The organism is Sphaerochaeta sp. (assembly GCA_022482495.1).
Classification (GTDB): Bacteria; Spirochaetota; Spirochaetia; order Sphaerochaetales; family Sphaerochaetaceae; genus RUG023.
Genome location: JAKVPA010000001.1, coordinates 115,331 through 127,472, shown reverse-complemented (window position 1 = coordinate 127,472; position 12,142 = coordinate 115,331). Strand labels below are relative to the sequence as shown.

The 12,142-nt window shown below is 53.9% G+C and carries 11 protein-coding genes; 9 read left to right on the top strand and 2 right to left on the bottom strand.

Going from position 1 to position 12,142, the window contains the following annotated elements; translation table 11 throughout:
- The first annotated feature begins 42 nt into the window (after positions 1-42).
- The 9 genes from LKE28_00600 (at position 43) to LKE28_00560 (ending at position 8,680) form a co-directional block, all read left to right on the top strand.
- Positions 43-981 (top strand): ABC transporter permease, encoded by a 939-nt coding sequence (locus LKE28_00600; protein MCH3906779.1) that lies wholly within the window; start codon positions 43-45, stop codon positions 979-981.
- A 10-nt stretch (positions 982-991) separates the two neighbouring features.
- A complete protein-coding gene (locus LKE28_00595; GenBank protein MCH3906778.1) occupies positions 992-1,840 on the top strand; it encodes an ABC transporter permease in 849 nt (282 codons plus the stop codon).
- 2 nt (positions 1,841-1,842) lie between these two features.
- Positions 1,843-2,862, top strand: coding sequence for an ABC transporter ATP-binding protein (locus LKE28_00590; protein ID MCH3906777.1), 1,020 nt, complete (start codon positions 1,843-1,845; stop codon positions 2,860-2,862).
- Positions 2,852-3,847, top strand: a complete 996-nt coding sequence (locus LKE28_00585) for an ABC transporter ATP-binding protein (GenBank protein ID MCH3906776.1) — start codon at positions 2,852-2,854, stop codon at positions 3,845-3,847. The genes LKE28_00590 and LKE28_00585 overlap by 11 nt, the downstream gene beginning before the upstream one ends.
- Positions 3,844-4,617, top strand: coding sequence for a creatininase family protein (locus tag LKE28_00580; protein ID MCH3906775.1), 774 nt, complete (start codon positions 3,844-3,846; stop codon positions 4,615-4,617). The genes LKE28_00585 and LKE28_00580 overlap by 4 nt, the downstream gene beginning before the upstream one ends.
- On the top strand, positions 4,598-5,467 hold the full coding sequence (locus LKE28_00575; GenBank protein ID MCH3906774.1) for a MurR/RpiR family transcriptional regulator: 870 nt from the start codon (positions 4,598-4,600) through the stop codon (positions 5,465-5,467). The genes LKE28_00580 and LKE28_00575 overlap by 20 nt, the downstream gene beginning before the upstream one ends.
- A gap of 10 nt (positions 5,468-5,477) precedes the next feature.
- Positions 5,478-6,317: a M55 family metallopeptidase gene (locus LKE28_00570; GenBank protein ID MCH3906773.1), complete on the top strand. Its 840-nt coding sequence runs from the start codon at positions 5,478-5,480 to the stop codon at positions 6,315-6,317.
- A gap of 12 nt (positions 6,318-6,329) precedes the next feature.
- Positions 6,330-7,406 carry a M20/M25/M40 family metallo-hydrolase gene (locus tag LKE28_00565; protein MCH3906772.1) on the top strand — a complete coding sequence of 359 codons (1,077 nt, stop codon included), beginning with the start codon at positions 6,330-6,332 and terminating at the stop codon, positions 7,404-7,406.
- A 74-nt stretch (positions 7,407-7,480) separates the two neighbouring features.
- Positions 7,481-8,680, top strand: coding sequence for an MFS transporter (locus LKE28_00560; protein MCH3906771.1), 1,200 nt, complete (start codon positions 7,481-7,483; stop codon positions 8,678-8,680).
- Here LKE28_00560 and LKE28_00555 read toward each other — a convergent pair.
- Positions 8,671-10,020: an MATE family efflux transporter gene (locus LKE28_00555; GenBank protein ID MCH3906770.1), complete on the bottom strand. Its 1,350-nt coding sequence runs from the start codon at positions 10,018-10,020 to the stop codon at positions 8,671-8,673. The two genes, LKE28_00560 and LKE28_00555, sit on opposite strands and share 10 nt — an antisense overlap.
- A 302-nt stretch (positions 10,021-10,322) precedes the next feature.
- Positions 10,323-11,681 (bottom strand): site-specific integrase, encoded by a 1,359-nt coding sequence (locus tag LKE28_00550; GenBank protein ID MCH3906769.1) that lies wholly within the window; start codon positions 11,679-11,681, stop codon positions 10,323-10,325.
- Positions 11,682-12,142 lie beyond the last annotated feature (461 nt).

The window sequence follows — 12,142 nt, the reverse complement described above, 5'->3', positions numbered from 1 at the left end:
GCATCCCGCCATTGGTTTTTTGACTTTGGAAAGCTGGTGGATATGAATCAATTGAATTACATCATCAAACGAATCCTGCAGATCATACCGGTGTTGTTTCTCACCACCATTTTGATCTTCGTCATGATCCATCTGATCCCAGGCGATCCTGCCCGGTTGATGCTCGGGGAGAAAGCGACGGAATCCGCTGTTGCGGCGCTTCGTGAGAAGCTGGGGTTGAATCGCTCGTTGACCGCCCAGTATTTCCAATATTTGAAAGGACTTCTTACCTTTGACTTGGGAACGTCGCTGACCTATCAGCGTCCGGTGGCCCAGATGCTGAAGGAACGGATCCCGGTGACGTTGTCCCTGACGCTGATGAGCACCATCCTGTCGCTGTTGATCAGCTTCCCCCTGGGATATCTGGCCGGCATCCACAAGGACAAACCGGGCGACCATGTGGTGCGGGGTTCCGCCTTGGTCGCCATCGCCATGCCTTCGTTCTGGGTGGCGCTTCTGTTGATGCTGTTGTTTTCCGTGAAGCTCCGCTGGCTTCCCGCCGGGGGATGGGGGACAACGGTCTGGGACCATATCCGTGGTTTGATCCTCCCATCGTTGACCCAGGCCATCGCGACCAGCGCCATCTTGATCCGGAACATCCGCAACTCCGTCGTGGAGATTTCCGTGATGGACTACGTGGATTTCGCCCGGAGCAAAGGCATCAGCGAGAAAGAGGTTCGTGACCATCACATCCTTCGGAACACGTTGATCTCCACGGTGACACTCCTTTCCATGCGGGTCGCCTATATGTTGGGCGGCAGCGTGATTCTGGAGACGATCTACGCGTTGCCGGGCATCGGCAAGCTGATGGTCGACTCCATTTTCGGCAGGGACTACGTTGTCGTGCAGGCGCTGGTTTTCCTGTTCGCGTTCCTGGTGCTGGTCATCAACCTGCTGACCGACATCCTGTATTCCATTTTGGATCCTCGGGTCCGGTTTTAGGGGGGAAAAGATGCGAGAACGAATCTACATGAAACATCGTCCGTTGCCTCCCGCGCTGGTCGCCCCTTCGATGATCGTCGGAATCCTGATCATCGCGTTCGCGTTTTTCGTGGCCTTTTTCCCCCAGTTGTTCACCCGGTTCGACCCCCTTGCGGTGAACACCAAGGCGAGGATGCTTTCTCCCTCTGCGGAACATCCGTTCGGGACGGACAACTACGGTCGTGACGTCTTCTCACGGGTAGTGTACGGCACGGCAATTGACCTGAAGATCGGGATTTTTGGCATGTTGATCCCCCTGATTACCGGCACGATCATCGGACTGGTTGCCGGGTATTATGGTGGAGTCCTGGACAGCATCCTGATGCGCATCATTGATATTTTCATGGCGTTCCCCTTCACCATTTTGGTCATCGCCATCATGACAATCCTCGGCCCGGGCATCCAGAACGTATTCATCGCGCTGTGGTTTGTCGGTTGGGTCGATTATGCCAAACTGGTACGAGGTGACACGTTGACGGTGAAGAACTCAGAATACATCCAGGCTGCGAAAGTCGCGGGGTTCTCTGACAAACGGATCTTGCTCCGGCACATCATGCCGAATGTGATCAGCTCATCCATCGTCTTCGCCACCAGTGACGTGGTGCTCTGCATGCTGACCGGCGCGAGCATGAGCTTCCTGGGGCTTGGCGTCCAGCTTCCCACTCCGGAATGGGGCGCCATCATGAACGAAGGAAGAGCCTACATCAGTTATGGCTGGTGGATCACATTCTTCCCCGGCCTGGTGATGGCCATCACCGGCATCGGGTTCAGTCTGGTTGGTGACAGTTTCGCCGATCTGATCAGGACGAAGAGGGTATGAGCATGGAAGAACCGTTGTTGGAAGTAAAAGATCTTCGCGTACAGTTTGTCACCAAACGGGAAACCGTCAAGGCGGTGGACGGAGTGAGTTTTTTCATCGGCCGGCATGAGACCTTGGGGATCGTGGGGGAGTCGGGATGCGGGAAGAGCCAAACCTGCCGGGCCATCCTTCGGTTGATCAAAAAACCGGGGAAGATCGTTGGAGGACAGATTCTCTACCAAGGCAACGACATCGTCACGATGCCTGAAACGGAGCTGAGGAATATCCGGGGGAAGGAGATCAGCATCATCTTCCAGGAACCGATGACCAGCCTGAATCCGGTCATATCCATCAGAAAACAGATGCGGGAAGCATTCTGCCATACCTCAATGACGGAAGCAGAGAAGTACCAGGCATCCTTGAAGATGCTTCGTCTGGTCGGTATTCCGTCACCGGAAGAGCGGATCAACGGATACGTCCATCAGTTCTCCGGCGGTATGCGCCAGCGGGCCATGATCGCCATCGCCCTCTGTTCCCGCCCGAAACTGCTCATCGCTGATGAACCGACCACCGCTCTGGATGTGACGATCCAGGACCAGGTGATCAAACTGCTGGGAAATCTCAAGCAGGAACTGGGCATGAGCATCATTCTCGTCACCCATGACTTGGGTGTGGTAGCCGAGATGTGTGACAAAGTTGCCGTGATGTACGCTGGCATCATCGTGGAGATGACCGATGTGGTCACGTTGTTCGCCCATCCCCGTCATCCGTACACCTATGCGCTGATGGGTTCCGTTCCCGATCAGCGCAAGGTAGGCTCGGATCTTGAGGTGATCCAAGGCAATCCCCCAAACCTGGCGGACCTTCCTGCCGGCTGTCCGTTCGCGCCACGTTGCCGGTACGCCGACGGTGCCTGCTCCCAGAGCCGTCCGGAACTGAAAGAAATATCCCAAGGACACCTGGTGCGTTGCCATCACCTGGATCGTACGGCCTCATTTGCCGGAATCATCACCGTACCTGAGGAGGCATCTGATGCAACCTGACAAACCATTGATGGAAGTCAAAGACTTGTGCATGTGGTTTCCCGTAAAGCGGACCATCATGGATTCCCTGAGCGGAAAACCCAAGCGGTATGTCAAGGCGGTCAACGATGTGAATCTTTCCGTGCGCAAAGGGGAGAGCCTTGGGTTGGTCGGTGAGTCAGGATGTGGGAAGAGCACACTGGCAAAGAGCATCATACGTTTGTACGAACCGACCAGCGGTTCGGTCTGGCTGAAAGGGAAGGACATCACCCATCTGAAGGGCAGACAGCTCAGGACGCAGCGACAGAGCATGCAGATGATCTTCCAGGATCCCTATTCGTCGCTCAACCCCCGGATGACGGTGTACGAGACGATTGCCGAAGTGTTGTCCGTCCATCACATCGTACCCAAGGAGAACGTGCATGAGGAAGTGGCTCGGCTCCTGGAACTCTGTGGCATGAGCATGGACTCTGCCGACCGCTATCCCGGAGAGTTCTCCGGAGGACAGCGGCAACGGGTAGGCATCGCCCGCGCCTTGGCCACCCGGCCCGATCTGGTGCTGGCGGATGAGCCGGTCTCCGCGCTGGATGTCTCCATCCGCGCCCAGATCATCAACCTGCTCTCCCATCTGCAGAAAGAATTGGATCTCACCATCCTGTTCATCTCCCACGACCTGCACCTGGTCCACTACATCACCACCCGGGTGGCGGTGATGTACTTGGGAAGCATTGTAGAGCTGGGAAGAACATCGGAGGTGTTCGCCCATCCGCTGCATCCGTATACCTCCATTTTGATCAAGGCGGCGCCGGTGATGGATCCGCTCAATCGGGACCGTGTGTACACCATCAAGGGAGAGCCGCCAAGTCCGTTGGATATCCCCAAAGGATGCGCGTTCAGCCAACGCTGTCCTTTCTGTCAGGAAATCTGCACCCGGGAGGCTCCGCCTCTCGTTGATCGGGGTTGGCATCTGGTTGCCTGTCATTTTCCCGGAAGGAGTGGCATATGAGAATGGCGACGATGACGTGGCCGGCAGTACAAACGTACTTCCAGACCCATGATATGGTGATGTTCGCGTTGGGAAGCGTGGAGTGCCATGGGAGACAAAACCCTCTTGGGACGGATTTTCTGGTGCCTGACCACTTGGTTTCCCTGGTGGAGCAAAAGAGTGATGTGTTGGTCGCACCGACACTTCCGTACGGTGCGTGTGATTATTTCGTCGGTTTCCCCGGGACGGTAAGCCTCGGGGTTGATCTGCTTACCCAACTTCTTGAAAAGATCACTTCCTGTTTGTATGGATATGGTGCCCGTAAATTCGTTATCCTTAACGGACATGGGGGGAACAGTCCTGCCATCGAGACGGTCGGGTACGCGTTGCATGACAAAGGCGCGTTGCTCGCCGAACTGAACTGGTGGAAAATGGCGGGACAGATCAAGAAGGAATGGGGAGGGGGACATGGAGGAGCGGAGGAGACGGCGGCGGTGATGGCCATCAACCCGGACTGGGTGGATGCATCCCAATTGGACGCTCCCAATCCGATCACTTCCATAGGTCCGGGATTTTCCGCAAGTGGATTGCATACCCAGCGGTTGGAGGGTGTGGACGTGACAATACCCCGCAGAGTGTCACGCACCACGGATAACGGATGGTGGGGGCCGGATTCACCCACCGAGGCGGCTGCTTCCTGGGGAGGGGAGATGCTTCAGGCGGTTGCTGACTATGTCGTGCGGTTTCTTGAAAAATTCAAGGAGTGTTCTTGTGCCAGAGACGGTGAGTGAAGCGATCAAAAGCAAAATGGAAGGGATGTCCCCAACCTACCGGAAGATAGCTCTGTTTTTGTTGGAGAACATGTTCAACCTGGGGTTTGTCTCCGTCAACGAGATGGGGCGGATCCTTGGGGTGAGCAACGCAACGGTGGTCCGGTTCTCCCAAATGCTGGGGTTCTCCGGATACAAGGAGATGCGTGAATGCGTCTCACGGGAGATCAGAAGCCGGAGCGCCGACGAAAAACAGGTTGCGTTGTCCAAACTGGATGAGCTGCCTGTCACCCTGCAGGTGAGTGAACTGTTTGGAAACGAAATCGCCAACATCAAGGATTGTCAGGAACGGATCAAGGCGGAGACGTTGGGTCAGGTGGTAAAACACATCAAAGAAGCGGAAAAGTTGTTTGTCGCGGGATTTGGCGCAAGCGCCGACGTCGCGCATCTGTTCTCCCGCCAATTGATCCCTCTGACCAAACGCCCCGTGATGTTCCTGGGAGGATCCGTCTCTGATTACATGGTCAGGTTGAACCAACTGACAGAAAGGGATTATGTGATGCTGCTGACGCTTCCTTCGTATTCTCCGGAGGGATGGCAGATCGTCAACTATGCGAAACAACAGAAGGCGAAAGTGTGTCTGTTTACGGACTCCCCCTCCTGTCCGATGTATCCGATGAGTGATGACGTGGTGTTCTTCGGGCGGAAATCGGTGTTGTCGCTCAATTCGTTTGTTGGATTCGTCGCTGTGGCACAGGTGTTGAAGAACCTGCTTCTGGTACAGCAGAAAGGGGTGAAAATGCAGGATTTGGAAAAGGTGCTTGAGGAAGAAGGGAATGGGTACCAGTTCATCAAGAACCATATTTCCTAAGGAGTATGCGATGAAACGTGTGTTCATCAGTCTTGATACGGAAGGGCTGTCCGGAGTCACCAGTTGGAAACAGATGGAAACCGATCCTTCCTTCGCCGGCAAGGCGTATATCCGTGAGTTGGGATGGATTCTGGACGAGCTGTTTCAATGTTGTCCGGATCTGGAGGAAGTGACGCTGTGTGATTCCCATAGCAGAGGGGAGAATCTTCCCTACGGCGTGTTCACCGACAAGCGGATCACCATGGTGGAAGGCTATCCCCGGCAGGATTACATGCTCGCCACGTTGGATTCGTCCTACGATCTGCTGATGCTGGTCGGTTATCATCCGATGATCGGCAGCAAGTTTGGCGTGATGGATCATTCGTACAGCAGTTCCGGCCTGTATGCCGTGAGGATCAACGGAACGCCGGTTGGGGAAGTGGAACTGAATTGTTTCTACGCAGCGCAGTTTGGCGTGCCACTGGGGTTTGTCAGTGGGGATGATGTGCTGGAACGGGAGTTGCAGGATACCGCTCTGAAACCTGTGTACGTGCGTACCAAGGAAGGACTCGGCCGGTTTGCCGCCAAGATGTACAGCCCGGAGAATCTGGAGCCGAAGTTCCGAAAGGCGGTGCGGGAGATGATCGCCCGTCAACAGGAGAAGAAATTCCCGCTGGTCAAGGCAAACACGCCGGTGACGCTTGAGATGGATCTGGTGACCACGGTGATGGCGGATGCCGTCTCGATGATCCCCGCAGTGGAACGCCCCACCGGACGGACCATACGCTACCAGAGCGACTCGTTCACCGACATCATGCGCATGATTCTGGTGACGGCGATCATCAGCGGAAAATATCGTGATTATGTGTGAGAAGAAGGATATATGGAGAGAGAAGAACAAATTGGATTGATCAAACGGTTGTGTGACGCCAACGGCATCTCCGGATTCGAGGATGAAGTGGTGGCGTTGGTGAAACAGGAATCCGCCAGTCTTGGCAAGGTTTCCGTCGATTCCATGCTGAACGTCTACGTCGAGCGTCGGGGAAACAAGAAAGGACTCCCGATGGTGCAGCTTGACGCCCATACCGACGAAGTCGGCTTCATGGTCAAATGCATCCGGCCTGATGGCATGCTTGAGTTCATCACCATCGGCGGATGGGTCGCGACCAACATTCCCGCCCATCTGGTGCGGATCAAAAACAGGGAAGGCGTGTACATCCAAGGTCTCGTCGGTTCCAAACCGCCACACTTCATGACGGAAGCGGAGCGTAAGGCACCGCTGGATCCCTCCCAGTTGTTCATCGATGTCGGGGCGAAAAGTCTCAGTGAAGTGACGGATGATTTCAAGATTGATCCCGGTGCCCCGATCGTGCCGGAAGCCACAACAAGCTATGACCCGATCCACCAGGTGTTGATGGGCAAGGCGTTTGACAACCGGATGGGTTGCGCCTCCATCATCGAGACGATGCGGGAGCTGGAAGGTGCTGACCTGAAGGTCAATATCACCGGAGCGTTCGCCACCCAGGAAGAAGTAGGGTGCCGTGGCGCGGCGGTGACCTGCCAACGGGTCAAGCCTTCCATTGCCATCTGTTTTGAAGGATGTCCCGCCGATGACACGGTGTTGCCCGAATATCAGGTGCAGACAGCGCTGGGCAAAGGTCCGATGCTTCGGTACATTGACGCGAAGATGATCACCAACCCACGCTTTGAAAAATACGCGCTGGACCTTGCCAAGGAACTTGGCATTCCCACCCAGGCTGCGGTGCGCAGCGGTGGAGCGACCAATGGATCGGCGATCCATCTGTCCAACGGAGGCGTCCCGGTGATCGTCATCGGCATTCCCGTCCGCTATGCCCATACCCACTATGGGTATTCTTCCATGGAAGATTTCCACAATGGCGTGAAACTGGCGGTGGAGATCCTCAAGCGGTTGGACGAAAAGGCCATCGCAGCATTCTGAGGTTTTTCTGACATCGTTTGTAAGGTGGTTTTGTAGTTGCGTCCAAGGTGATTTTCCGCTATACCATACCAGGTATGGCCAACACCTTGGATCGCAGTGATCGAGTACAGCTTGCCGTGCTCGATGTGGCGAGTTTCTGGCTGAACATAGCCGGTTCAGTCATGGGATTCGCCCTGGTGTATCATTATCGGAGAGTGTTCGGTCTTTCTCCCTCTTCCATTGGGTTCTCCGTATCACTCAGCACCTTTTCCTACTTTTTGGGATGCATGTGTTTCACCCCGATCATCCGTTCCCTGAAACCCCGTTATTGTGTCAGCATTTCGCTGGTCGGAATGAGCGTATTGCTGTTCCTTTTCCTGCAGACACGCAGCCTTGGGCTCGCATACCTGTACATTTTCATCTATGGATTGTGCAACAGCCTGCTTTGGCCTGCCGTAGAGATGTGGCTTTCCCGTGGCAAGGAAGGCAGGGCGTTGAGTGTGGCCACAGGAAGCTTCAACTTTTCCTGGAGCATCGGAGCCGGGTTGTCTTCCTATGTCGGGGGCGTGTTGGTTTCCCATTCCACCTTCACGGCGATGTGGTTCACCATCATCGTATACCTGGTCATCACGTTGTTCCTTTTGGTGATGGCGACGGTCAACCCCTCCATCCGCGCGACGCAGAGCGAGACGGTGCAGAACCGACAGGAAGGAAAAACCGACCAAAGCACTCCGTTACGATTCTTCTGCTGGATCAACGCGGCATTGGCCAACGCTGCCGTCTGCATGGTGGGGAACACCTTCCCGCTGTATGCCCAGGATGTGCTGGCCGTAAATGAGAAGGTGACCGGTGCGTTGCTGTTGGTCAGAGGGTTCTCCACCTGCGCCGTCTTTCTGTTGCTGGGGCGGACCAACCGCTGGAGGTTCAACCGACCCATGATCATTTTGATTCCCCTGGCCCTTTCCGTCACTTCGTTCATCGCTCCGTTGTTCCAGGGAAAATTCGCGTTGTCCTGGTATTTCCTGTCCATTGGCGTGTTGTTCGCCTGTGCCTACACGATGTCGATGTTCCATGGTATTTCAGGCGCGCTGCATCGTTCCAAACGGGCAGGAGTGCATGAGACGGTGTTGGCGCTGGGAAGCATCACCGGCGTGATTGCAGGTGGCTGGTTGTACCAGCGGTATTCGTTCAACGTCGCGCTGTCCGTGGTCGGCGCAGTGTCCCTTGTAGCGTTCATCGGGGAAGGGATCGGCATGTTCGCTTTGGGAAAACGGGAAAAGAAAGCTCAGATCTGAGTCCCCAATTTCCGATACACGGTCAGGTACATGGTGAGGAAACAGGCGGAACCTCCGATCAGATTGGAGATCGGCTCGGCGAGGAATACCCCGTTGGAACCAAGGAAGCGGGGGAGGATCAACGTCAGGGGCACCACCATGATCACCTTCCGGAACAAGGAAAAGAAGATGGCCTGCTTTTTCATGTTCAAGGATTTGAACACATTCTGTCCGCTGGACTGCAGTGACTGGAACAAGAAGGCGAAGAAATACAGGTGCATGGCAGCCGATGCTTCCTGTACCAGCGCGTCGTCAGAACTGAAGATACGGATGAACATCCCGGGACGGATGAAGATCAGAAGCCAGATCACCGCGGTGTAGCCCACCGCCCAGAGTGTTGCGATGCGTATGGCTCCCTTGACCCGGTCATACCGCTTCGCTCCATCGTTGAAGCTGATCACCGGGGAAGAACCATCGGTGAATGATCCTACCGGTACCTCCAGGATCTGGCGTACCGAAGAGATGATGGTGTAGATGGATATGTAGGTGTCGCCGCCATACCAGGAAAGCATCATGTTGCAGACGATTGCCACAAGACTGTTGGTGAACTTCATGATGAAACTGGAAAATCCCAGGCCGACAATGTTTCCCACATCCTTTTGCCGGATATGACGGAATACCGAAGGGAGGATACGCAGTTCCGCCTTTCCTCGGGTAAGGAACACCAGGACGATCACCATGGAAAGACATTGGGAGATCACCGTGGCGATGGCGGCTCCTCGGACCCCCATGCCGAAGGTGAAGATGAACAGGGGGTCGAGCACGATGTTGGCGAGCGCGCCGATGAAAATGGTCAGCATCCCAACGCCGGGGAATCCTTGGGCGTTGATGAACGGATTCATGCCCGATGCGATCATTGATGGAATGGTGCCATACAGGTAAATCTGGAGGTACGGAATGGCATATTGGATGGTGACATCCGAGGCGCCGAACGCAAAAAGCATGGGGCGCATGGTCAGGTAGGCGATCACCATCAGTACGATTCCTGTCGTGCAAAGCAGGACGAACGAGGTATTCATCACCCGCTCTGCAGAAACCTTGTCTCCTTGGCCACGATGGAATGCGCAGATGGGTGCACCACCCACACCGTACAGGCTGGTGAACGCGAGGATCAAGGTGATGATGGGGAAACAGAGGCCGACTCCGGCAAGCGCGATGGTTCCTTCTCCGGGAATGCGTCCGATGTAGATCCGGTCGACGATGTTGTACAGCAGGCTGAGAAGATCCGCGACAAGCATTGGGACAGCTACCTGCGCGACATTCTGGGTAATGGAACCTCGGGAAAAATCAACCTGCTTCATGATGGTACAGTGTAGCGAGAATGGGGAATCGTGCAAACAACCGTAATGCAAAAAGAGGCAGGAACCGTTATACTATGGTTCTGAGGAAAAGAGATGCATGCGATCGTAGTGTACTATTCCCGCACCGGGATGACGGAACATATTGCCAACCTCATTGGAAAAGCGGCGCAGGTGCCAGTGGTCCGGCTGGAGACGGCCACCCCCTACCTGACCCACGAGGATACCGTGATGGAAGGAGCCGCAAAAGACCTGAGGAACAACGCCATGCCGGCGTTGAAACCGATGGACATTGCATGGAATACCTATGACACGCTGTTCATCGGGACCCCCAATTGGTATGGAACCTTCGCACCTCCGATCGCCACGTTTCTGGATACGTTTTCCTGCGCAGGGAAGACCATCATTCCGTTCTGCACCCACGATGGAACCCATGGAGGGAACATCGCCCAGGATTTGAAGAACTTTTGTCCCAAGGCGAACGTGCTTTCCTGTTTTGAAGTGGATGAGCACATGGGGGAAGATTCAATCGTTGCCTGGCTTGGAGTCTCGGCATCTGAGGTTTCCACCAAGAGGAGGATGTTGTTCTTCTGCGCAAGCGCTACGTTCTCCAGCGCTTTCTGCGAGAGGTGGGTGTAGAGATCAGAGAGCTGCTCGCTGGAGTGCCCGATGGTCATCCTGAGCACGTATTCATCCACCGATCCCCGAAGCAGCGTATTGGCCATATGGCGGAATGAGTGGAACGTGATGTTCCGTTGAGAAATTTCTTCTTTGGTCAGGATATGCGCTTCCCTCAAAGCTCGATGAAAGATTTCACAGAAATAATGGGAAGATACGTAGGAACCTCCCTTCGCACTCCAAAACACCAATGTTTCTTTGAAACGATACGGATTGGTGTGGGCAAAGTCCCGTAACTGGTCACAGAGGAACTGGGGGCAGGGTACGATACGCGTTTTTTTGCCCTTGGGGCGTTTCTCCCCCTGGAGATCGGCATACGCCCGGTCGATGGTGATGAAACCGTCGCCGATCTGCCGAGCAGTCAGCGCACGCAATTCACCGCTGCGCATTCCCGTGAGGAGGGATACGGTGGCGGATAGCCAGATGCGTTTGTTCTGCATGTTCTTCGCCGCCTGAAGATACGCATGGGTTTCCGTTTCCGTCATTACCCCACGGATTCGTTCTTTCGCCTTCAGGGGTTGGATGGACAACAAAACTTGTTGGGGAATCTCCCCTCGCCGTTGTGCTTCCCGCAGGGCGAACAACACTGCCTGCATGATCATGTTCACCGTATTCTTTGCAAGTTTTCCAGACGCCACCAGATGATATTGCAGATCTTCCAACACGCCGACCGTTAGGTGATCCAATGTCAGTGTGGGTGGGAAGAGAGGAATGGCGTGGTTGAGAAGCAGATTCTTTCGTGTCGCCATGTAATCCCTTGAGATGGATTCGGGATCCAGCGTACGGCGTCGCGCAATATACGGACTGGTATCCCAATCATAGAATTCCATCATATAGCTCGCTACCGTTCGTTGTGTCGGTGCGGTATGAAGCGAACGTTCCAGATAACGCGCACAAAGCGCTTCGGCGTCTTCTTTACGGAGAAGCGGCTCAACCGTTTGGTCTCCCATTTCTTTCCGGAGCACCTCAATGCTTTTCTTGTTCATCCGTTTCCCTGTTTGTGGGTCGCGGAAGAGTACATACCACGATGATGTTTCCCCATGGTGTACCCGTGTCAGTGTGAACGGCCGTTTCTTGATCATCCCATCATTCCCTTACTTTCTTCTTCATATGTGCAAACATATGTGCAAATATGAGGATTTCTCGACCAAAAAAATCTGATTGTTATAACCGTAATAATTCTTTCTATATAAACATAATATAACCTCGATTATAAAGAATCAAGAGATTTAATATACGTACATTGTAAATGTAAGTACTTAAACAAATTTGTGATAAGCATAATTATAGTATTTACATAGCATATGAAGAATATATCAAGTATTGAAAAAATAGATATGTATTAATTTATATTAATATATAACTATTAATAATATATATAAAATTATAATATGGCATTAATTTAGACACTTTTTATACAAAGAAATAACACTATCAAGGAATAGTT